The 21,709-nt window shown below is 62.9% G+C and carries 18 protein-coding genes; 9 read left to right on the forward strand and 9 right to left on the reverse strand.

Annotated features, from left to right (window positions below):
* Positions 1 to 8 precede the first annotated feature (8 nt).
* The 5 genes from AC1DKD_RS08530 to dnaA all read right to left on the reverse strand — a co-directional run bounded on the left by AC1DKD_RS08530 (position 9) and on the right by dnaA (position 10,039).
* A complete protein-coding gene (locus tag AC1DKD_RS08530; protein ID WP_441630221.1) occupies positions 9 to 2,753 on the reverse strand; it encodes an McrB family protein in 2,745 nt (914 codons plus the stop codon).
* A 225-nt stretch (positions 2,754 to 2,978) separates the two neighbouring features.
* Positions 2,979 to 3,839, reverse strand: coding sequence for a DUF6216 family protein (locus AC1DKD_RS08535; RefSeq protein ID WP_477143176.1), 861 nt, complete (start codon positions 3,837 to 3,839; stop codon positions 2,979 to 2,981).
* A 149-nt stretch (positions 3,840 to 3,988) separates the two neighbouring features.
* Entirely contained in the window at positions 3,989 to 6,526 is a 2,538-nt protein-coding gene (gene gyrB, locus AC1DKD_RS08540; protein ID WP_477143177.1) for a DNA topoisomerase (ATP-hydrolyzing) subunit B, read from the reverse strand.
* Between the two features lie 227 nt (positions 6,527 to 6,753).
* Positions 6,754 to 7,878 (reverse strand): DNA polymerase III subunit beta, encoded by a 1,125-nt coding sequence (gene dnaN, locus AC1DKD_RS08545; RefSeq protein WP_174424425.1) that lies wholly within the window; start codon positions 7,876 to 7,878, stop codon positions 6,754 to 6,756.
* A 424-nt stretch (positions 7,879 to 8,302) separates the two neighbouring features.
* Positions 8,303 to 10,039, reverse strand: coding sequence for a chromosomal replication initiator protein DnaA (gene dnaA / locus AC1DKD_RS08550; protein ID WP_441630228.1), 1,737 nt, complete (start codon positions 10,037 to 10,039; stop codon positions 8,303 to 8,305).
* A 1,009-nt stretch (positions 10,040 to 11,048) separates the two neighbouring features.
* Between dnaA and rpmH the strand changes: the two genes are divergently transcribed.
* From rpmH to AC1DKD_RS08580, 6 genes are all read left to right on the forward strand, one after another.
* Entirely contained in the window at positions 11,049 to 11,183 is a 135-nt protein-coding gene (rpmH, locus tag AC1DKD_RS08555) for a 50S ribosomal protein L34 (protein WP_017229861.1), read from the forward strand.
* Between the two features lie 118 nt (positions 11,184 to 11,301).
* Positions 11,302 to 11,763 (forward strand): ribonuclease P protein component, encoded by a 462-nt coding sequence (gene rnpA, locus AC1DKD_RS08560; protein WP_081862109.1) that lies wholly within the window; start codon positions 11,302 to 11,304, stop codon positions 11,761 to 11,763.
* 13 nt (positions 11,764 to 11,776) lie between these two features.
* Positions 11,777 to 12,064: a membrane protein insertion efficiency factor YidD gene (gene yidD / locus AC1DKD_RS08565; protein ID WP_477143178.1), complete on the forward strand. Its 288-nt coding sequence runs from the start codon at positions 11,777 to 11,779 to the stop codon at positions 12,062 to 12,064.
* 22 nt (positions 12,065 to 12,086) lie between these two features.
* Positions 12,087 to 13,757 carry a membrane protein insertase YidC gene (gene yidC / locus AC1DKD_RS08570; RefSeq protein ID WP_441630232.1) on the forward strand — a complete coding sequence of 557 codons (1,671 nt, stop codon included), beginning with the start codon at positions 12,087 to 12,089 and terminating at the stop codon, positions 13,755 to 13,757.
* A gap of 220 nt (positions 13,758 to 13,977) precedes the next feature.
* Positions 13,978 to 14,214 (forward strand): type II toxin-antitoxin system ParD family antitoxin, encoded by a 237-nt coding sequence (locus AC1DKD_RS08575; RefSeq protein WP_477143179.1) that lies wholly within the window; start codon positions 13,978 to 13,980, stop codon positions 14,212 to 14,214.
* A complete protein-coding gene (locus AC1DKD_RS08580) occupies positions 14,211 to 14,546 on the forward strand; it encodes a type II toxin-antitoxin system RelE/ParE family toxin (protein ID WP_441630236.1) in 336 nt (111 codons plus the stop codon). Before AC1DKD_RS08575 ends, AC1DKD_RS08580 begins: the two co-directional genes overlap by 4 nt.
* Positions 14,547 to 14,609: 63 nt before the next feature.
* Here AC1DKD_RS08580 and AC1DKD_RS08585 read toward each other — a convergent pair whose 3' ends face one another.
* Together AC1DKD_RS08585 and AC1DKD_RS08590 are read right to left on the reverse strand one after the other, a co-directional pair.
* A complete protein-coding gene (locus tag AC1DKD_RS08585) occupies positions 14,610 to 15,929 on the reverse strand; it encodes an MFS transporter (protein ID WP_441630238.1) in 1,320 nt (439 codons plus the stop codon).
* Between the two features lie 64 nt (positions 15,930 to 15,993).
* Positions 15,994 to 17,157 (reverse strand): M20 aminoacylase family protein, encoded by a 1,164-nt coding sequence (locus tag AC1DKD_RS08590; RefSeq protein ID WP_441630273.1) that lies wholly within the window; start codon positions 17,155 to 17,157, stop codon positions 15,994 to 15,996.
* A gap of 212 nt (positions 17,158 to 17,369) precedes the next feature.
* Between AC1DKD_RS08590 and AC1DKD_RS08595 the strand changes: the two genes are divergently transcribed.
* Positions 17,370 to 18,323: a LysR family transcriptional regulator gene (locus AC1DKD_RS08595; protein ID WP_441630240.1), complete on the forward strand. Its 954-nt coding sequence runs from the start codon at positions 17,370 to 17,372 to the stop codon at positions 18,321 to 18,323.
* Between the two features lie 51 nt (positions 18,324 to 18,374).
* On the opposite strand, the gene AC1DKD_RS08600 is transcribed toward AC1DKD_RS08595, so the two are convergent.
* Positions 18,375 to 18,761, reverse strand: coding sequence for a VOC family protein (locus tag AC1DKD_RS08600; protein ID WP_441630242.1), 387 nt, complete (start codon positions 18,759 to 18,761; stop codon positions 18,375 to 18,377).
* A gap of 38 nt (positions 18,762 to 18,799) precedes the next feature.
* Positions 18,800 to 19,237, reverse strand: coding sequence for a PaaI family thioesterase (locus tag AC1DKD_RS08605; protein ID WP_441630244.1), 438 nt, complete (start codon positions 19,235 to 19,237; stop codon positions 18,800 to 18,802).
* Positions 19,238 to 19,422: 185 nt separating this feature from the next.
* Here AC1DKD_RS08605 and AC1DKD_RS08610 point away from each other — a divergent pair, with 185 nt between their 5' ends.
* Entirely contained in the window at positions 19,423 to 20,298 is an 876-nt protein-coding gene (locus tag AC1DKD_RS08610; protein ID WP_441630246.1) for a CHAD domain-containing protein, read from the forward strand.
* A partial coding sequence (mnmE, locus tag AC1DKD_RS08615; protein ID WP_477143180.1) for a tRNA uridine-5-carboxymethylaminomethyl(34) synthesis GTPase MnmE occupies positions 20,295 to 21,709 on the forward strand: 1,415 nt, incomplete at its 3' end. The genes AC1DKD_RS08610 and mnmE, both read left to right, overlap by 4 nt.

The raw sequence follows: 21,709 nt of genomic DNA on the forward strand, positions 1-21,709 counted from the left end.
CGCACGACTTACTCTGTGAAGCTAGCGAATTGGTTTGCACGTAGGCTGCGGAGCATGCGAAGAATCTTCGCGTACGAAGTTGGTAGCTCAGCGCCTTGCGCCGGTATCTCTTCAACACCTGCGGTTTGCAGCTTGTCGTCACTCGTGATTGACGCGGGCAGATCACGACAGAACTGGGCGAGAGCCAGTAGTGGGAGTTCGAGGCGTCGCCGTGATCCGTGTAATCTAGGCAAAACCTTCTGCATAACGATCCGATCCAGGACTGCGTTCAGACCACTGATACCAGCTTCTTCTGCCAGCGATGCAAACCGAATCGCCTCATAGAACACTCGATGACCGAACTCAAGGTTATAGCGACTTAGCAGTTCGTGAAGGTGCTTCAGGCGCGGAGTAAGCTCATCAATTGAACCGCTTTGGTGAGTCAAATGCCAATCATCGTCTCGCGCGATGGTCAGCAAGCCTCTCACCAGCTCGGCATCGCCCGGAGCGCACGGCGTAGGCTTCCGCGCCTCAATCGATAGGTCGCTCGACTGCACGCGAAACTCAAAGGTGTTGGCACGATCCAGTACCTTTGGCGAGAACATATAGGTAGTTTCGTCAACGTTGACCGTGCCAACTATCCACAGATTGCGTGGGATTGGTACTCTTGCGTCCTCGCCGGCACGCACACGCCAACATCCATCCGTACCTCGTTGAAGATTTGGTAGGCAAGGTTTGTCAGACTCCATACCAGACAGCACGTCTGCGAAGTAGCGCTCTACGTGCGCAAGATTCATTTCGTCTAGCAGCAAGACGTATGGATGCTGCGGGTCTGCAACTGCCTTCAAGATGAATTCGAGTGGAGCAGGAACCGCCCAGGCTGGGCGTCCGTCGAGCTCCCGCTTTAGTGCATCTTCATAGCCAAACAAGGTCTCGGCGCCTGTCCAGTCAGGACGCACCGCTGCAACGTGGAGCCGATCGTCACCTAACCACTCACCAAATCGGATGGCGATTTGCGTCTTGCCAGAACCGGATAGCCCAGTCAGGATAACTAGCGGCTTTGTGACGATACTTGAGACGAAGGCGGAGACAAGCGTGTCATGCTGATCGCCGAACTTGACGCCGGAAGCTTGTAACGCTTCGCTAAACGCGAGCACCGCCTCCCGTAGATTGGCCCTAACCGGCAAAGGCATGTCCGGCTCCACGGGCTCAGTAGCCTCCATCGGCATATCGGTACTCCCGGCGGACAGTACCCCAGCATAGACATCGATCAGATCATCCAGCTCCTGCTGCAGTTCAGGAATTGGAAGTGGCTGAGAAATGTCATATGCAGCGCGGACGAATGAGGCGCCGTATCGATCGGGGCTGTGGCCGTAACGATCTTTGAACCACTCTCTTACTGTTTGTGCTCCGTCTAGGTCGCCCCAGCTCAACCGCGCCGCCCCCTCTTCACTCACGCCATAACAAAGCAATAGTTGCCGCTTATCCCTGAACAGCAGCAGCACGGGGTACACGCCCTCGGACACGGATTGCCCATCGCCGAGGAACGCAATCCATGGGATTCTTGCGAAATTTCCTTTTCCAAAACTCACACGTACTTTCAGTCCCTGGTATTCACGGAGGTAACCTTGCGCACTTAGTTCCTTACCTGACTCGGCTTGCTCTAGGAATCGCTGCATCAATTCTGCGATACCGCTCTCGGCCTCATCCTTGGGCTTAATTTCAAAGCCAAGGCGACGCAACAGACGGAAGGCTGACGACTCCTCACCACCGGAGAAATTGGCGCGATCCAAAGGCTCCCCGGTTGCATGCTTTACTGCAAGCGATAGCACCAATTTCGGTGGGTACCGATTTCCGTCATCCACAAGATCGTAGCCCGTCGATTCGGCATCCTGAGGCACACCGTCTTGCTGGATTTCCGCGATGGCTTGGCGGACATGCTCTGCCATCACGCTCTCCGTGGCTGCCGCAAAGGTCTCACTCCTCCACTCGCCCTTGAGTGGCGGCACGTAGTAGTCCAGCTGCGTGGTGCCCCGCTCGACTTCGAGACGCTTGCGTATCGATTGCAGCTCACGATCCAGCTGCACAGCATCCATTCGATTCACTTCTCGGCGATCCCGCTTTGAGTAGTGTCGAACGATGGTCTTCCGATCATTCTGGCCGAAGATGCGTTCGAAGTCGTCCGGGAAGAGAAGGAAGAGCAGCATGTGGCGGAGCTGCCTCGCTTCCCAATCGGGCACCTCCTTGAGCCATTCGTCGAACTTCCAACCGTCTTCCATCAGCCGCTGCCGCTCACCGGCATCTAGCTCACGGAAGCGACGCATGAAATTGATGAGGAACACAAGTTCGCGCCACTGATTCTGGTTGAATCCAGGGCCCGCACTTCCGACCCCCGCAAGGGCGTCATCATCTAGCCAGCGGGAATTCGTTGGGGCCTCTTCACTTGACCATGCCCATACGGTCTGCACGGTCTTCCGTTTATGTGCGGGAGTCAGGCTGCTTGGGCAGAGATACATAACCCACATCATCTCTGCCACGAGCTGTTTAGCGGCGCCGTCTGTCGGCGCTAGTTGCTGCTCTAGCTTCTGCAGGAACTTGCCATCGCCTACATCCGGTCGCCGAACGAAGTACTCGTCGAGAACATCGAGCAAAGACGATGTCCAGAGCTTATTGCTAGTAAGCACAGAGCCACCACCGAGCAGCGCGGAGTCGCGCCAATGGGCGGCAGCCTCGAGGATGGGCTTTGAATCATCGTCTCCACAGTACCGGCTCATGCCACTTCGCTCCTCGAAATATATACTCAGCAAATTCCTAGCCAAAATGACCGCGTATCAGCAATCTTTATGCTGACGGAATGGGGTCGTTTCGACAAGATCGTACCTTTTATGCTCACGTGGCGATACCCTAAGCATGAGGTACACGTCGGAAACGTGCGATAGCGAATCATCGATTTCCAGGCGGACGTTCCTGCGCTCGGCACCGTGTATCGGTTTGGCCCTCTACGATTGAGCAGCCTTCTTGCCGTCGTCAGCGAAATCAAGAGCTAGGCACTCCCTCTTCGCCAATCTAGCCGACATTGCATTGGCATTCACGCCGCACGAGACGTAAGCCAAGCACATAAGGGCGATAGTTGCAAGAAATCCAGAAATGAATGGGAGCATTACTCTCTGCAGCTGCACGTTTGTGCGCACATACTCCGACGCTCTCCCGTCGACGATAAGATCGCATATCGCGTCCACCTCGAAGCCTTTGAATTCAGTCGCAAGCGTGATAGCGGCGCGGTCTTCCTTGCACTGTTTCGTGCCAAATGAGACATCTGACCAAAGCATCACTGCATTGTCTTTCGATAGCAGAAAGGTAAGACCACTATCCTTTGTGCGCAAGATTGCGGACGATTGAATTGCCCCAACAGCAACTAGCAACGCGACAACAAAGAAGGTAATAAAGATTGTGAACAGAGGCCCTAGCGTCCATATTCCTGGCAACTTGGAAGGCTCTTTCAACCCAGGTCGCTCAATATCGAAGTACTCCCCACATGCTTTCACTGCATCAATGTTCTCGTTATGGGCACTCGTCCAATTGATCAGCTTGTGGGCTTGTGCGAGCGTCCTGGCAGGTACTCCAGTCGTGAATCTAAACTGCATTAAATTTGTCTGTCCGCTCAAGAACGTAGCAATAGCCTGATCGGTATTTTTTGAATTTCTGTCAAACCGAGCCCACAGCCTTGTCATTAGACTATGCGTTGATCTCGTCCGCCTCCAAACCAACCAGGCCACCAAGATGGAACCGAGCAATACCGACGAAATTCCTAGTGCTGTACCCAGGCTTGCTAGTCCCTTTRCCCCTTCAAATATTTCCAACTCACTCTCCTCTAAACGAGATCATCTGTATTTTCTCCGCAGATGTAGTTGAGATGCAGAAGCATCACTTTACGATGCATTGACAAAAAAAAGGCCAACCTCGATACGAGGTTGGCCTTTTTTTAATTAGAGATTTTTAGCGACGTTGTTCAAACATCAATATTCCGAGCCACCAAAGCATTAGACTCAATGAAGTTCCGCCGCGGCTCAACCTCATCCCCCATCAGCGTAGTAAAAATCTGATCCGCCGCAATAGCATCCTCAATCTGCACCTTAAGCAGTCGGCGCTGGGTAACGTCCAAAGTAGTCTCAAACAACTGCTCAGGATTCATCTCCCCCAGCCCCTTATAGCGCTGACGAGACACCCCACGCTCGGCCTCAGACAACAACCACTGCATGGCAGCGTGGAAGTCATTCACCGTCTGGTCGCGCAGCTTCTCGCCCTCGCCACGGCGCACCTTGGTGCCTTCCGCAATCAGGCCCTGGAAGGTCTTGGCGGCCAGCGACAGCGCAGCGTAATCAGCACCGTGGACAAAGTCAGCGTCCAGGTGAGACAGGCGCACATTGCCATGATGCCGGCGGGCGATCATCAGGCGGTGCTTGTCCGTCTTCTCATCAAACTGCGCATAGACATCCGCCGTGCCGTCGTCATTCACCGCGGCGCCCAGCAGCGTCTTGGCGTGCATTTCCGACAACTTGGCCTTCAGCGCGGTAGCTGAGGCCTCAGCAGCGGCAGCGCTGTCCAGGTCCAGCTCGATGCCGTCGGCAATGGCGCGCAGGGCGTCGCTGTCCACGATGCGGGCCAGGCGGCCGATCACGGCTTCGGCCAGTTGGTACTGGCGGGCCAGTTCGGTCAGGGCGTCGCCGGCGACTTCGCTGCCGTCGGGGTTGACCAGGGCGGCCTTTTCCATGGCCAGGCGCAGCAGGTAGGCGTTGAGCTCATTGTCGTCCTTGATATAGCGCTCTTCCTTGCCGTGCTTGATCTTGTACAGCGGCGGTTGGGCGATATACACGTGGCCGCGCTCGATGATGTCGGGCATCTGGCGGTAGAAGAACGTGAGCAGCAGCGTGCGGATGTGGGAGCCGTCCACGTCCGCGTCGGTCATGATGATGATGCGGTGGTAGCGCAGCTTGTCGAGGTTGTAGTCGTCCTTGCCGATGCCGGTGCCTAGCGCCGTAATCAGCGTGAGCACTTCCTGGCTGGAGAGCATTTTGTCGAAGCGGGCGCGTTCCACGTTCAGGATCTTGCCCTTGAGCGGCAGGATGGCCTGGAACTTACGATCGCGGCCTTGCTTGGCGGAGCCGCCTGCGGAGTCACCCTCCACCAGGAAGAGTTCGGACTGGGCGGGGTCTTTTTCCTGGCASTCGGCGAGCTTGCCGGGCAGGCCCATGCCGTCGAGCACGCCTTTGCGGCGGGTCATTTCGCRGGCCTTGCGGGCGGCTTCGCGGGCGCGGGCGGCGTCTACGATCTTGCCGCAGATGATCTTGGCGTCTACCGGGGTTTCCAGCAGGAAGTCGCCGAGGGCCTTGGCGACGAGTTCTTCCACGGGCAGGCGCACTTCGGAGGAGACGAGCTTGTCCTTGGTCTGCGAGCTGAACTTGGGCTCGGGCACCTTGACGGAGAGCACGCAGGCGAGGCCTTCGCGCATGTCGTCGCCGGTGGTTTCTACCTTGGCCTTTTTGGCGATCTCGTTTTCTTCGATGTACTTGTTCATCACGCGCGTCATGGCGGCGCGCAACCCGGTCAGGTGSGTGCCGCCGTCACGYTGCGGGATGTTGTTGGTGAAGCAGAGGACTTGTTCGTTGTAGCCGTCGTTCCACTGCATGGACACTTCTACGGCGATACCGTCTTTTTCGGTGTTGGCGTAGAAGATGTTGGGGTGCAGGGTGCTCTTGCCGCGGTTGATGTATTCAACGAAGCCTTTGACGCCGCCGGAGAAGGCGAAGTCTTCTTCCTTGCCGGTGCGCTGGTCGGCCAGGCGGATGTGCACGCCGTTGTTCAGGAACGAGAGCTCGCGGATGCGCTTGGCCAGGATCTCGTAGTGGAACTCGACGTTGGTGAAGATTTCTTCGTCGGCGAGGAAGTGGACTTCGGTGCCGCGCTTGTCGGTGGGGCCGAGGATCTTCATCGGCGAAACTTCCACGGGCACGCCGTCGGGGCCGGTCACGGTTTCCACCAGGCGGTTCTGCACGGCGCCTTGGGCGAACTCGAGCAGGTGGGCCTGGCCGTCGCGGCGCACGGTCAGGCGCAGCCACTTGGAGAGGGCGTTCACGCAGGACACGCCCACGCCGTGCAGGCCGCCGGAGACCTTGTAGCTGTTCTGGTTGAACTTGCCGCCGGCGTGCAGCTCGGTCATGGCGATTTCTGCCGCGCTGCGCTTGGGTTCGTGCTTGTCGTCGAACTTGACGAGCGGGGGAATGCCGCGGCCGTTGTCGGTGATGGAGATCGAGTTGTCGCTGTGGATGGTGACGGTGATTTCCGTGCACCAGCCGGCCAGGGCTTCGTCGATGGAGTTGTCCAGCACTTCAAATACGAGGTGGTGCAGGCCGGTGCCGTCGGACGTGTCGCCGATGTACATGCCCGGACGCTTGCGCACCGCCTCCAGGCCTTCCAGGATCTGGATCGAGCCTGCGCCGTAGCTGTCTTGCTGTTGCGGTTGCGATTGCGGTTGTTGCTCTTCGGTCATGTTCTCTTACTCAYGGCGAATGCGGCGATCTCTCGTCACGCCCGGATGGGCGCGCCCGGATCGGGCCGCATAGCGGGTTACATAAAAACGGCAAAAGGGGCGGATCTCGACGATCCGGCCCCTGGTGCGGCGGGTCTTGCGCGGGGCCCCTGGGGCGGCTGCGCAAGCCGTGGTGTGCCGTTAGATGCTCCGGTTTTGCGTATCTTGTGGTCCTTGTTACCGGCTCATCAAATGCGCATCGGCATGACGACGTACTTGAAGTTGTCGTCTTCCGGCACGGTGATCAGCGCGCTCGAATTGGAGTCGCCGAGGCTGACCTGGACTTGCTCGCTCTTGAGGTTGGCGAGCACGTCCAGCAAATAGGTCACGTTAAAACCGATATCGAGGGCATCGCCCGAATAATCAAGTTCGAGTTCTTCCTGCGCTTCTTCCTGGTCCGCGTTGGTGGAGCTGATCTTGAGCACGTGCGTATCCAGGATGCAGCGCACGCCCTTGAACTTGTCGGTGGTCAGGATGGCGGTGCGTTGCAGGGCTTGCTGCAGCTTGACGCGATCGATGGCGAAGGCGTTCTTGTAGCCCTTGGGGATCACGCGCTGGAAGTCCGGGAACTTGCCTTCGACCAGCTTGGAGATCAGCTCGATATTGGCGAAGGTGAACTTGACCTGGTTGGCGGCCAGTTGCACTTGCACGGGATCGTCGTTGTCTTCCAGCAAGCGTTGCAGCTCGAGGATGGTCTTGCGCGGGATGATCACTTCCTGGCGCGACGGGGCGCCTTCGCCGCTTGTGGCTTCGGTGTCCAGCTCCACGCCGCAGTAGGCCAGGCGGTGGCCGTCGGTGGCGACTGCCATGACCTTCTTGCCGTCCACCACCAGCAGCATGCCGTTGAGGTAGTAGCGGATGTCTTGCTGGGCCATGGCGAAGTGGACCATGGCGAGCAGGTGCTTGAAGGTCTTTTGCGGCAGGCTGACGGATGCGCCGAATTCGCTGGCTTCGGCTACCGTGGGGAATTCCTCGGCGGCCAGGGTCTGCAGCGCGAAGCGGCTCTTGCCGGACTGCACGGTCATGCGCTTGTCGTTGAGCGACAGGGCGACTTCGCCGTCGGGCATGGCGCGCAGGATGTCGAGCAGCTTGCGGGCGGCCACGGTGGTGGCCACGGTGTCGCTGCCCACACCACATTCGGCGTGCGTGGTGATCTGGATCTCGATGTCGGTCGAGAGGAAGGATACGTTGGACCCGGACTTGCGAATCAGCAGGTTGGCCAGGATCGGGAGTGTGTGGCGGCGCTCCACGATGCCGCTCACGATTTGCAGCGGACGCAGCAGATTGTCTCGCGAGGTTTTGACCAATTGCATTGAATTTATCCTTCGTCGTTTTGTAGTAAGCGACCGCGGGTGCGTATTGACGACTTGCACTAACTCGTATGCATTACCAAAATTACTTTGGAATCAACAAGTTAATTCGCCATTGTACCAAGGATAAGCCGCTGCGGTGAAGCGGGGGAAGCGCGACCGGAGGGTTAATTGTGCACCAAACACCACAATTTAAGACTTCTTCGACGGCTGGCGACTTTTGTCGCCGGCCACCCCCTCCGCCGCTCGTCCCGACTCACCGCAAAGCCTTAGCCCAGGCCGTTTTCATGGCAATGTTCCGGCAATGCCCCGGCGATGCTTCCGATTGATTCATGCGCCGGGCCATGCCCGGCGCGTACCCTACAGTATGCCAGCCCCGCGTGACGGGTCTGCTAAATGCTGATTCACTGCGATTTCACGCTCGGGGTTACCCCTTGAGCGTCTGTTCCAGCACGTGCAGCTCGTGGTTGAGCTGCGCGTCCTTGCTGCGCTCATCCGCGATCTTGCGCACCGCGTGCAGCACGGTGGTGTGATCGCGTCCGCCGAACAGCTCGCCGATTTCCGGCAGGCTTTTCTGCGTGAGTTCCTTGGCCAGGTACATGGCAATCTGGCGGGGCCGCGCGATATTGGCGGGCCGCTTCTTGCTGTACATGTCCGCGACCTTGATGTTGTAGAAATCCGCGCAGGTCTTCTGGATGTTCTCGACAGAAATCTGGCGGTTCTGCACCGTCAGCAGGTCCTTTAGCGCTTCGCGGGTGACATCGATGGTGATGTCCTTGCCGTGGAAGTTGGAGAAGGCCAGGATCTTGCGGAGCGCGCCTTCCAGCTCGCGCACGTTCGATCGCAAATGCTTGGCGACGAAGAAGGCGACTTCCTCGGGCACGCTGACGTTCTCGGCGGCGGCTTTCTTCATCAGGATCGCTACGCGCATTTCCAGCTCGGGCGGCTCGATGGCGACCGTCAGGCCGGAATCGAAGCGCGAGATCAGGCGATCGTCGATGCCGCTGATTTCCTTGGGGTAGGTATCGCTGGTGATGATCACCTGCGCCCGGTTGGCGATCAGGGCCTCGAAGGCGTAGAAGAACTCTTCCTGCGTGCGGTTCTTGCCGGAGAAGAACTGAATATCGTCGATCAGCAGCAGGTCGAGCGAGTGGTAGTAGCGCTTGAACTCGTCGAAGGCTTTTCGCTGGTACGCCTTCACCACATCGGAGACGTATTGCTCGGCGTGGATGTAGCGGATGCGGGCGCGCGGGTTCTCCAGCAACATGAAGTTGCCGATGGCGTGGATCAAGTGGGTCTTGCCCAGGCCTACGCCGCCATATAGATAGAGCGGGTTGTAGGACTTGCCGGGATTGTTGGCCACCTGGATGGCGGCGGCGCGCGCGAGCTGGTTGGCCTTACCGGTGACGAAGTTGTCGAAGGTCAGGATGTGGTTCAGGCGCGAGCGCTCGTGCACCGAGTCGTTCTGCTGCTGGCCGCCTGGCTGGTTGCCGGGGTGGCCCTGATGTCCCTGGTGCCCCTGGTGCCCTTGATGGCCGCCCTGCTGACCGGGGTGGCCGCCCTGCATGGGCTGCTGCGAAGGCTGCACGCGGTAGGAGCGGGCGCTGGCCTCGGCCGGGTCCAGTTGCGGCACGTCAATATCGACGAGCTCGCCACCCATGCCGCCCATATTGCCCTGGCCAGCATTGCCGGGATAGTTGCCGGGGTAGGGCGCTTGCCCGCCGCGCGGGCCGCCTTGCGGCTGCGCGCCGGCCTGGTTCATGGGGCCGTAGCCAGGCGCCCCCTGGCCCGGCTGCATGCCGGGCTGGCCGAAATTCTGCGACAGCGGCTGGCCGGACGGATAGCCGGGGCCGGCGTGCGCCGGCGCCATGCCGGGCTGCCCTTGCTGCGGATAGCCGGCAGCCGCCCGGCCCGACGCGGCGGGATCCAGGACGAAGTGAACGCTGACGTTGGCTTCCCAGTATTCGCAGGCGAGCGCGGTGATGCGCCCGGAGAACTGGCTTTTTACCCAGTCGAGCTTGAAGCGGTTGGGCGCGGCGATCCGCAGCGCGTGCGCTTCCTCGTCGAAGCCGACAGGCGCCAACGGCTTGATCCAGGTCTTGAACTGTTGCGGCGTCAGTTCGCGCTCGAGTTGCGCGGCTGCTGCCTGCCAGAAATCTTGCATTGTTTTGTTGTTCGGTTTTCGCCACGGGTACATGGTCAGTCCGGTCAAATGGACAACAGGCAAGGATCGATGTGGCATCCCTGCCGGCAGTCCGTAAACCCCGAAAAGCGACCGCAAAAGCGATCCGCAAATGACCCCGCAGCCCGGGCTCCCTGGTAATCGACGCRACAAGCGGGATCCGCTGACGAGACAGGTGGCGTAACCGCCGCCGCCCGTTGCGCGTCCGTTGTCCGGCATGCCAGGAGTAGTGCCCGGGTTGCGCTTGCGCCACGCAGCCCGTGTGGTGTTTGGACCCGGATTGTACCCCCCGCCCCAAGTTATCCACAAAGGATAAGTCTGTGGATAAGTTGTGAAAAAGCAGTGAATTGTTGTGCACAACCCCAGTTCTGGTGCGGGTTTCCGGGTAGGTAAAACGCAGGAAAAGCCTGACAAAACAGGGACTTCACTCACCCCCGCCAACCCTGGGTGCAACCCCCGCAATAAAAAAACTTACCCACTGGCGATTGTGGACAATGAAATACAACAGGCTGTTGCGTGTTCTTCAGGCAGGGGTGCCGCACACGTCTCTAAACCATCCGTAGTCTTGACACACCGCGCGAAACTCAGTTAAATGGCGGGTTCTGCGATGCCGCAGGGGATCACGTATGCGCATCGCCGGGTCTGACCTGTTCCGTGCGAGACTGGCGCGTTACCTCAGCTTTTCACTAAGCTGAAGCGTGCCGGAAATGGCTGGATTGGCCGGAACAGGCAGCGGGCCGAGCAGGCTGACGGGGTCGGAGCGGATGGGTTGATGAGATCCGGTCCGGCGAGATTCCCTCCCACACCTGCTTCGCGAGTGTCGATGTCCGATTCGTCGGTGCCTTCGATGCGCGAGACACACGGCCGGCAGCAAGATCACCACAGCAGTCGGCAACACCGCAAACCGCGGCAGCCCCATGCGAACCATACGCGGCGGCGCCCGGCTTAACGCCGGAAGCCGGGCGAGCCCAGATCAACCAGAGAGTGCAACATGAAACGTACATACCAACCTTCCGTTACCCGCCGCAAGCGTACCCATGGTTTCCGCGTGCGCATGAAGACCCGCGGCGGCCGTTCCGTCATCAACGCGCGTCGCGCCAAGGGCCGCAAGCGCCTGGCAGTCTAAGGGCCTGGCGACCGGCCACGGTGGCGCTGCAGTTTGCGCCGCCCTGGCCAACCGCCTCGCCTTTTGGACGGCCGGTAGCCTGCCGCCAAGCACAGCTTTTTCGCTAGCTTCGCCCAGCGTGTCTACTTTTGCCTACCCTAAAGCCGCGAGGCTCACAAAGACGGATGAGTTTTCATCCGTTTTTGCTTTGCGCCCGCGCCGCCGCAGCCAGCATTTCGTGCTGTATGTGGGCGAGAACAACCTGCCGCAAGCCCGCCTAGGTGTCGTCGTTGGCAAGAAGTTCGCGGCGCGTGCCGCCGAGCGCAACCTGGTGAAGCGCATGGTGCGGGAACTGTTCCGCCTTCGGCAGGACCAACTCGCGGGCCGCGATGTGTTGCTGCGCCTGCAGGCAAAGTTTCCGCGTGCGGAATTTGCCAGCCGCAGCGCCATACGCCGGGCGTGCCTGGCGGAGCTGACCGGCTTGTTCGAGGTAGCGGTCCGTCCGCTTGCCCCGCGCCCTGCTGCCCCTTCCGGGGTGTCGCCGCCGAAGTCCGCCGAGGCTGCGCCCACTGAAGTCCCGCCCTCGGGCGCTCCTGCCTGACCAGCCCGCTGCCATGAAGCGAATCCTGCTTGCCCTGCTGCGTATCTACAAGATCGCCCTGAGCCCGTTTTTTGGCTCGCAGTGCCGCTTCCTGCCTACCTGTTCCGATTACGCCCGCGAAGCGATCCTGTGCCACGGCGCCGGTCGCGGCAGCTGGATGGCCGCTTGCCGGCTGTGCCGCTGTCATCCGTTCACGGATGGCGGGTATGATCCGGTGCCACCGGCATCGGCAACCAAGCAAGACCGGGCTTCCGCCGCGGCTGGCCACCCGCCAGTCAYGATCCGGCTACCCCGCCCCTGATTTCCTCCGACCACAGCGAGACATGGATATCAAACGCACCATACTCTGGGTCATCTTCTCGATGGCCCTCGTGCTGCTCTACGACAACTGGCAGCGCGCCAACGGTCACCAGTCGATGTTCTTCCCGAGCGCGACGCAGCAGGCTCCGGCAACCGCCGGCGGCGCTTCCGCTCCGCAAGGCGACGTGCCCAAGGCCAATGCGACGGCCGGCACCGCCGCAGGCGCCCCGGTGACCGCACCGGCAGCCGCGGCCCAGCCGGGCGGCGAGAAGATCGTGGTGAGCACCGACGTGATGCGTGCCCAGATCGACACCGCCGGCGGCATCCTCACGCGCCTGGAACTGTTGAACCACCATGAGAAGGACGGCCAGCCCGTCGTGCTGTTCGAGCGCGACCAGACCCGTACCTACATGGCCCGTTCCGGCCTGATCGGTGGCGACCTGCCCAACCACACCACCATCTTCACCGCTTCGGCCGGTCCGCGCGACCTGGCCGGCTCGGACAAGGTGGCGGTGACGCTGACGGCGGAGAAGGACGGGGTCAAGCTGGCCAAGACCTATACCTTCCATAAGGGCAGCTACGTTGTCGACACGCAATTTGCCGTGACCAACGACAGCGGCAAGCCGGTCTCGCCGACGCTGTACATGGAACTGACGCGCGACGGCAGCAAGGTCGAGCAATCGCAGTTCTACAGCACCTTCACCGGCCCGGCGATCTACACCGATACGGACAAGTATCACAAGATCAACTTCGACGACATCGCCAAGGGCAAGGCTTCGGTCCCCGCGGCGGGTTCGAGCGGCTGGGTTGCGATGGTGCAGCATTACTTTGCCTCGGCCTGGATCCCGCAAGCCGGGAAGGAGCACAGCTTCTACGTCGAGAAGATCGACAACAACCTGTTCCGCGTGGGCGTGCAGCAGCCGCTGGGCGCGATCGCCCCGGGTGCCACGGTGACCACCGATGCGCGCCTGTTCGCCGGCCCGCAGGAAGAGCGCATGCTCGAGAAGATCACCCCGGGCCTGGAACTGGTGAAGGACTATGGCTGGCTGACCATCCTGGCCAAACCGCTGTTCTGGCTGCTGGAAAAGCTGCACGGCTTCCTGAACAACTGGGGCTGGTCGATCATCGCGCTGACGGTGCTGATCAAGCTGGTGTTCTTCCCGCTGTCGGCGGCCAGCTACAAGTCCATGGGCAAGATGAAGGACCTGCAGCCCCGCATGACCGCGATGCGTGAACGCCTGAAGGGCGATCCGCAGAAGATGAACCAGGAGATGATGGCGCTGTACCGCACCGAGAAGGTCAACCCGCTCGGCGGCTGCCTGCCCATCGTGATCCAGATCCCGGTGTTCATCGCGCTGTACTGGGTGCTGCTGTCGTCGGTGGAAATGCGCGGCGCGCCGTGGCTGGGCTGGATCCATGACCTGTCGGTACCGGATCCGTTCTACATCCTGCCGGTGGTGATGGCGGTATCGATGTTCGTGCAGACCAAGCTGAACCCGACCCCGCCGGACCCGGTGCAGGCCAAGGTCATGATGATCATGCCGCTGGTGTTCTCGTTCATGTTCTTCTTCTTCCCGGCCGGCCTGGTGCTGTACTGGGTTGTGAACAACGTCCTGTCGATCGCCCAGCAATGGCAGATCAACCGGATGCTCGGCAAGAGCAAGGCGAAGGCTGCCGTGGCGGTTAAGAGCTGAAGTTGAAACCGGGCCGCGGGTGGCAAACCCGCCGGCCCGGCACGTGCACCAAAGGGGCCGCCCGAAGCATCAATGGCGGCCTGACTGGAATCCCCCGCAGGTATCGGCTTGCGGGGGATTTTGCTTTTCCGAGGGGTGCTTTGTCAGGTGGTGTTGCCTTGGCAGCAAGGCTCCATGCAGAAGGTTTGCCAAATTTTGCCAAACTCGCTAGCATGAAACCATGAGCACCATGAATATTTCCCTGCCCGAAACGCTCAAGGCCTTTGTCGATGAGCAAGTCAACCGGCGCGGCTACGGCACCAGTAGCGAGTACGTGCGCGAGCTGATCCGCAAGGATCAGGATCGCCAGMACCTTCGCGGCCTGCTATTGGCGGGTGCCGATTCGGCGCCGACGGCGCCGGCCGATAGCGACTACTTCGACGCCCTGCGAGCGCGGGTGCGCAACGCGCGGGAATGAGGGCCAAACCTGTCATCCCAAGGGCGCTTGCCAGGCGTGATGTCGAGGAAGCGGTCACCTACTATCTGAATGAAAACGCTGAGCAGGCAGCACTTGGCTTCATTGACGCGCTGGAGCAGGCCTACGTGCACATTGGCAAGCATCCGGCCGCCGGCTCGCCCCGCTACGTACACGAGCTTGATCTTCCGGGCCTACGCACCTGGCCTCTGGCGCGCTACCCGCACATCGTGTTCTACGTTGAGCGCGATGACCACATCGATGTCTGGCGCGTCCTGCACGGCATGCGAGACATCCCCGCCTGGCTGCGTGACAGCGACGAGGTTCCCCGTTGACGCTTTCGCAGGCACGGCCAGGCGCAAGACGTAAGTGACCGTCGCGACCGTCGGACCGTCTCGTCAATCCAGCCGCTTGCCCGCCGTTTCCCGCACCATCGCCAGACCCACCAGCGAGACAATGCCGCAGCCGATCACATATAAAGCCGGCGCGTTGCGGCTGCCGGTCAGGTCGATCAGCCACGTTGCCAGGAACTGCGCAAACCCGCCGAACACCAGCACGCCGATGCAGTAGACCACCGACAGGCCGGTAGCGCGAATCCTGCGGGGAAACAACTCCGTCAGCAGTACGACCGAAGGCACCACATTGAAGACCAGCGTCAGCGCCAGCACGGCCACCGCGAGCAGCAGCACCTCCAGCGTGGGGTGCGCATTGATCAGCAGGAAGGCCGGATAGATCAGCAGCAGCATCGCCAGGCGCGACCACAGGATGGCCGGCTTGCGCCCCACGCGGTCCGACAGGCGGCCGGCACAGGCGGACAGCGACAACTGCACCAGCGCTGCCAGGCAGCCGGCGCCCATGCCGAGCGACAGCGGCATCTTCAGCACGGTCACGGCGTAGCTCGTCATGTAGTGCAGCACGATGTAGGTGGCGGAGGTGCCGCCGATGGTGATCAGCACCCCGGCCATCACCGCGCGGCCATGGCCGACGAATACTTCGGCCAGGCCCGCGCGCTCGCCGGCGGTGCCGTGGGCGCCCACGGTTGCGGGATCGGCTGTCTCGTCCAGATGCCGCCGGATGTAGAGGCCAACCGGGATCACCAGGATGCCAAGCAGGAAGGGCAGGCGCCAGCCCCAGCTTTCCAGCGCTGCGGGCGCCAACGTATTCGTCAGCAGCAGGCCAACCAGCGAGCCCAGCAACACGCTCACGCCCTGGCTGAACAATTGCCAGCTACCGAAGTAGCCGCGCGAGTTGTCGTCGGCGTATTCCATCAACAGGGCAGTGGACGCGCCCATCTCGCCGCCGATGGCAAAGCCTTGCACCAGCCGCGCCAGCACGATCAGCGCCGGCGCGAACAGGCCCGCCTGCGCATAGGTGGGCGCCACCACAAACAGCGCCGAGCCCAGCCCCATCATCCACAGCGTCAGGGTCATGGCTGGCTTGCGGCCGACGCGGTCGGCGTACAGCCCGATCAGCACGCCGCCCAGAGGCCGCGCCACAAAGCCCACGCCGAAGGTGGCCAGCGACAGCATCAGCTGCCCAAGCGCGCCTTCCACCGGAAAATACAGCCGTCCGATCATCACGGCAAAGAAGCTGTAGACGGTGAAATCGTAGAACTCGAGCCCGTTGCCGATGGTGATGGCGGCGATAGCGCGGCGCGTGGGCGCCGGCAATGCGGGCGCGGCGGCAAGCGGCTGCGCCGGTGCGGCGGTGGTGGACATGGTCAGGTCTCCTTGAATCGTTATTGCCGGGCATCCGCCCGGTCATGCCCGTGCGCGGTGGGGCTCAGGCCAGGAAGCGTTCGGCCAGCTTGACCCAATAGGTCGCGCCGAGCGGCAGGCAGGCGTCGTTGAAGTCGTAGCCGGGGTTGTGCACCATGCAGCCTCCCTCGCCATCGCCGTTGCCGATGATCAGGTAGCAGCCCGGGCGCTGCTCCAGCAGGAAGGCGAAGTCCTCGCTGCCGGTGAGCGGGACCATGTTGTCGATCAGCCCTTCCTCGCCCAGCCATTCGCGCGCCACCTCGCGGGCCAGTTCCGTCTCGGCGGAGTGGTTGACCAGCACCGGGTAGCGGCGGTCGTAATCGACTTCGGCGCGCGCGCCGAAGCTCTCGGCCTGGGCGTGGGCCAGCGCGGTGATGCGGGTCTGGAGCAGGTCGCGCACCTCGGCCTTGAGGGCACGCACGGACAGGCGCATCTCGGCGCTGTCGGGGATCACGTTAGGCGCCTTGCCCGCCTGGATGGCGCCGACCGTGACGATGGCCATGTCGAGCGGGTTCACGTTGCGGGCCACCACGCTCTGCAGCGCCATCACCATGGAGGCGCAGACCACCACCGGATCGATGGCCTTGTGCGGCACCGCGCCGTGGCCGCCGCGTCCGTTCACGCGGATGGTGACGGTATCGGACGAGGCCATGAAGGGGCCGGGCAGGAAGCCGAACTTGCCGACCGGATGGCCCGGCATGTTGTGCAAGGCGAACACGGCATCGCACGGAAAGCGCTCGAACAGGCCGTCGTTGAGCATTTCGCGGGCGCCGCCCATGCCTTCCTCGGCGGGCTGGAAGATCAGGTGCAGCGTGCCTTTGAAGGGCTTGTGCTCGGCCAGGTACCTGGCGGCGGCGAGCAGCGTGGCGGTATGGCCATCGTGCCCGCAGGCGTGCATCTTGCCGTCGAGCTTGCTGGCGTAGGGCAGGCCGGTGGCTTCCTGGATCGGCAGCGCATCCATGTCGGCGCGCAAGCCAAGCGCGCGGCCTTCGCCGTGGCGCAGCGTGCCGACCACGCCGGTGCCGCCCAGGCCGCAATGCACCGCGTAGCCCCAGGCCTGCAGGCATTCCGCCACCAGGTCGCTGGTGACGAATTCCTCGAAGCCGAGTTCGGGATGCGCGTGGATGCGGTGACGCAACGCGACCATCTCGGCTTCGATGGCGCGGATGCCGGGCAAAACCGGGGACATTGCGGATACGGGGGCTTGCGGCATGACAGGTCTCCTTGTGGGTACCGGGCGGCTGACGCCATGCTGGCGGCGCCCCCGTGGGACAGGGAACCGATCATAGGCAGCGTCCACCCGTCGCGGGAAGCCGCAATCTTGTTATCCTGACAACCGTTGGTTGTCGCTAGAGCGCAGCCCGCCTCCAGTCCACGCCGGTCCACCCGATTCCCCCACCTGTGAAACTGCATCAACTACAAGCCCTGGTTGCCGTTGCCGACGCCGGCAGCATCCGTGCCGCCGCACGCCTGCTGGCCCTTTCCCAGGCGGCCGTGACCAAGGCGTTGCGCGAGCTGGAGGCGGAACAGCGATTGCCGCTGCTGCTGCGCACCGCAGGTGGCGTTGGCTTCACGGAGACGGGGCAAAGACTGCTGGGCCACGCGCGCCTGGTAGTCGGCCAGCTCGAGCGCGCCAATGCGGAACTGGCGGAACTGCGCGGCGAGGTGGGCGGCCGGCTGTCGATCGGGGTCACGCCCTGGGTCATGCTGACCTTCCTGTCGGAGGCGATGCTGCATTTTCGCGAGCGCATGCCGGGAGTGCAGCTTGAGGTGTTCGAAGGCTTGACCGCAGTGGCGTTGCCGCGCTTGCGCGAGGGCCTGCTCGATTTTGTCGTGGGGCCGTTCACGCCGGCCATGTCCGGACAGGAGTTCGACTGCGAGCTACTGCTTGCCTATGACTCCTGCGTCGTGGCCAGCCGCGGCCATCCCTGCGCCGGCAAGACCGCGCTGCATCAATTGCTCGACCAGGACTGGGTGGTGAACTACACACCCGCCAGCTATCCCGCCATGATGCAGAACCTGTTCTGGCAGCACGGCGCCGACATCGAGCCGCGCCATCTGCATTGCGCCCATTCGACCTCGCTGCTGCTGGAAATGGTGCGGCATGCGGGCATGATCACCTATTGCCCGCGCCCGCTGATGGTCACCGAAGCGCTGCGCGGCTGGGTGCAGGCGGTGCCGGTAGCGGAACGCTTCGAAACCAGCCAGCTCGGCATCATYGCGCGCCGCAGCGCGATGCGCGGCGCGGCCGCGCAGTGCTTCGTGGATTGCCTGCTGGCAGTGATCCGGCGGCGCGCCCGTTCCGCCGCGCCGGCGGATCGCGAGTTGTTCGATTTGCTCAAGCTGTTGTTCTGAGCGCCGGCCCATCACGCAGGCACATGCAGGCACATGCAGGCTCACCCGGGCTCACTCAGGCGCGTGGCAAACCGCCTCGATATTGTGACCGTCCGGATCCAGCACGAACGCCCCGTAGTAGTTCGGGTGATAGTGCGGCCGCAAGCCCGGCGCGCCATTGTCGCGTCCGCCGGCCGCCAGCGCCGCCTTGTAATAGGCATCCACCTCCGCACGCGTGTTCGCGCGAAAGGCGATGTGCAGCGGCGGTTGGTTGGGCGTGCCGTTGCTGATCCAGAACTCGGGCTTGTCGGGCGGGCCGAAGCCGGCGACATCCGCATGGCCGGTCACGCTGGCGGGAAACTCCATATTCTTGATGAAGCCGAGCGAACCCAGCGCTGCGGTGTAGAAGGCCCGGCTCCTGGCGAAGTCGCTAACTACGACGCCTGTGTGATCGATCATCTTGTCGCTTCTCTCTGGTTTTGGGTTGGTTTTCTGAATCAGGCCAGGTCGAGCACGCTCATGGTGGCGTTGAAACGGCTGACCAGCACCGCCTCGCCGTGCACGCTGGCGAAGACATCGGCTTCGACCACGATGATGGCGCGTCCGGATTTCAGCACGTCCGCGCGGCAGGTCAGGCGCTCGCTGCGGGCGGCCCGGAGCAGGTTGATCTTGAACTCGGCCGTCACCACATGACGCCCGGTGTCGAGCATGGTGGTGGCGGCCGCGCCGGCGGTATGGTCAGCCATGGTCGCCTGCACGCCGGCATGCACGACGCCGCCGTGCTGCAGGTGGCGCGGCGTGACCAGCAACTCGCTCTCGCACCAGCCCGGCCCGCAATCCACCAGGTGTATGCCGATGTCGGTGACAAAGGCAGCCTGGCGAAAGCCGGCCTCGATGGTGTCCCGCAGCAAAAGACGCTCTTGTTCGGTGGACATGCGCTTCTCCTCGCACTGGGCGGTGGCCGGGTACGGCAAGCTCAGGGTGGCCGGATGGCCTTGCCAACACCCATTCCAACCCGAAGCCGGCAGGCTGTCAATGGAGTGCGGCGCAACCGGCACAATCGCCTACACTGGATAGAGATGTTCTGAACCTGGCCTCCGCCAGATCTGGTAGATACGCCATGCGTGCCGCCAACCTTCCCATCCAGTTGCACCCGCGCATGCGCGTCATCGATGCTTTCATGGCGCTGGCCGATGCGGGACTGGTTGCCGTTGCCGATCAACTCGATGCGCTGCACCGGCGCGACCATCCCGACGACGTCCATGCACTGCGGGTGGCGACGCGGCAGCTTCGCGCCATCTGCTGGGCATTCGGGCCCGCCCTGCCCAGGCCTGTCCGCGCGCGCTGGAACGATTGCCTGCGCCAGCTGGCGCAGGCTGCGAACGATGTGCGCGACTGGGACGTGTTCATCGCCGAGACCTTGCGGCCCGCGCTGGACAGGCAGCCGGAGGATCCGGTGCTGGCGGCGCTGCACGACACCGCCCTCACGCGCCGCCACTACGCACGCGCGACGATGGTGGCACAGCTCGCCGAATACCAGCACTGGCCGCTACCCGTGCTGCACCGCGATCTCACACACCTGAACCGCGCCGGCCCGCGTGGCGCGGGCGCCGCCGCGCGGGATCACCTGGCGGACTTCGCGCGCCGGCGGATACGCCGCGGGCGCAAGCGGGTGAGGGCGCTGATGCGCGCCGCCCGCTCGGAGGAGCTGGCACGCGTGCACCGCTTCCGGCTTGCCGGCAAGCGGCTGCGCTATGTCATCGAAGCCATGAAGCCGGTACTGGCCGAACGCTATGCCCGGCGCCTGCACCGCAAGCTGGTGAAGCGGCAGGGCAGGCTGGGCAGCTTGCTCGACGGCGCCGTGGCGCGCCGGCTGATGGTGGAGTGCCTGTACGCGCCCGTCGCGGAAGCGCCCGGCGCAGCCGACACTGCGCAAGCGGCAAGTGCGCCGGGTGCGGCACCCGCGCAGGATCGATCTGCGACAATATCGCCATGACCGCCATCACCTCCTCCCAGCCTCGTACCGCTTCCGCCGCCAACGCCACTCCCATAGCCGCCATCGCAACCGCGCCCGGACGCGGCGGCATCGGCGTGGTGCGCGTGTCCGGCCCCGATGTGAGCGCGATCGCGCTGGCCGTGTGCGGCCAGGCGCTCAAACCGCGCCATGCCACCTACCTGCCGTTCCTCGATGCCCACGGCAAGGCGATCGACCACGGCCTGGCGCTGTACTTCCCGGCGCCGCACTCCTACACCGGCGAAGAGGTGCTGGAGCTGCAGGGCCACGGCGGCCCGGTGGTGATGCAGATGCTGCTGGCGCGCTGCCTGGATGCGGGCCGCGGGATTGGCCTGCGCCTGGCCGAGCCCGGCGAGTTCACGCGCCGCGCCTTTCTCAACGACAAGCTCGACCTGGCCCAGGCGGAAGCCGTGGCCGACCTGATCGAAGCCAGCACCGAAGCCGCCGCGCGCTCGGCCGCGCGCTCCATGGAGGGCGTGTTCTCGCAGGCCATCCACGCGCTGGTGGAGCAGGTGATCCACTTGCGCATGCTGGTAGAGGCCACGCTGGATTTCCCCGAAGAAGAGATCGATTTCCTCGAAGCCTCCAACGCGCGCGGCCAGCTGACCAATATCCGCGAAGCGCTGAGCGGTGTGCTGGCGCAGGCCAGGCAGGGATCGCTGCTACGCGAGGGCTTGTCGGTAGTGCTGGCGGGGCAGCCCAATGTGGGCAAGTCGTCGCTGCTCAACGCGCTGGCCGGCGCGGAGCTGGCCATCGTCACGCCGATTCCCGGCACCACGCGCGACCGCGTGCGCGAGACCATCCAGATCGAAGGCATCCCGCTGCATATCATCGACACCGCCGGCCTGCGCGAAGACGCCAGCGACGAGGTCGAGCGCATCGGCATCGAACGCACCTGGGAAGCGGTAGGCCGCGCCGACCTGGTGCTGCACCTGGTGGATGCGGYCGATTACGTGGAACACGGCTTGTCCGAAATCGACGACGCCATCGACGACCGCCTCTCCGGCCACCTGCCGCCGGGCTCGCCGATCCTGCGCGTGGTCAACAAGATCGACCTGGCGCCGACGGTGGGCGAGCGCCACTTCGGCGCCGACCGCCCGCACGTAGTGGCGGCCATCGGCCCGAACCCGGCCGAGGTATGGATCTCGGCGCGTACCGGCGCCGGCATCGACCTGCTGCGCAACCAGTTGCTGCGGCTGGTGGGATGGCAATCGGGCAACGAAGGGGCTTTCCTCGCCCGCGAGCGGCACCTGACCGCGCTGCGCAATGCGCAATCGCATTTAGACCTGGCCGAGGAGCGCGCGGCGCAAGAGGCGCAGGCGCTGGACCTGTTTGCTGAAGAGCTTCGGCTGGCGCAGGACCATCTGAACAGCATCACCGGCGAGTTCAGCAG

Source organism: Cupriavidus sp. 05T313, assembly GCF_056396665.1.

Bases quoted from the DNA above. Each gene is read 5' to 3' on its own strand.
- AC1DKD_RS08530 (WP_441630221.1), bottom strand. From the start codon at position 2,753: ATGAGCCGGTACTGTGGAGACGATGATTCAAAGCCCATCCTCGAGGCT.
- dnaN (WP_174424425.1), bottom strand. From the start codon at position 7,878: ATGCAATTGGTCAAAACCTCGCGAGACAATCTGCTGCGTCCGCTGCAA.
- dnaA (WP_441630228.1), bottom strand. From the start codon at position 10,039: ATGCAAGATTTCTGGCAGGCAGCAGCCGCGCAACTCGAGCGCGAACTG.
- rpmH (WP_017229861.1), top strand. From the start codon at position 11,049: ATGAAACGTACATACCAACCTTCCGTTACCCGCCGCAAGCGTACCCAT.
- yidC (WP_441630232.1), top strand. From the start codon at position 12,087: ATGGATATCAAACGCACCATACTCTGGGTCATCTTCTCGATGGCCCTC.
- AC1DKD_RS08580 (WP_441630236.1), top strand. From the start codon at position 14,211: ATGAGGGCCAAACCTGTCATCCCAAGGGCGCTTGCCAGGCGTGATGTC.
- AC1DKD_RS08585 (WP_441630238.1), bottom strand. From the start codon at position 15,929: ATGTCCACCACCGCCGCACCGGCGCAGCCGCTTGCCGCCGCGCCCGCA.
- AC1DKD_RS08590 (WP_441630273.1), bottom strand. From the start codon at position 17,157: ATGTCCCCGGTTTTGCCCGGCATCCGCGCCATCGAAGCCGAGATGGTC.
- AC1DKD_RS08600 (WP_441630242.1), bottom strand. From the start codon at position 18,761: ATGATCGATCACACAGGCGTCGTAGTTAGCGACTTCGCCAGGAGCCGG.
- AC1DKD_RS08605 (WP_441630244.1), bottom strand. From the start codon at position 19,237: ATGTCCACCGAACAAGAGCGTCTTTTGCTGCGGGACACCATCGAGGCC.
- AC1DKD_RS08610 (WP_441630246.1), top strand. From the start codon at position 19,423: ATGCGTGCCGCCAACCTTCCCATCCAGTTGCACCCGCGCATGCGCGTC.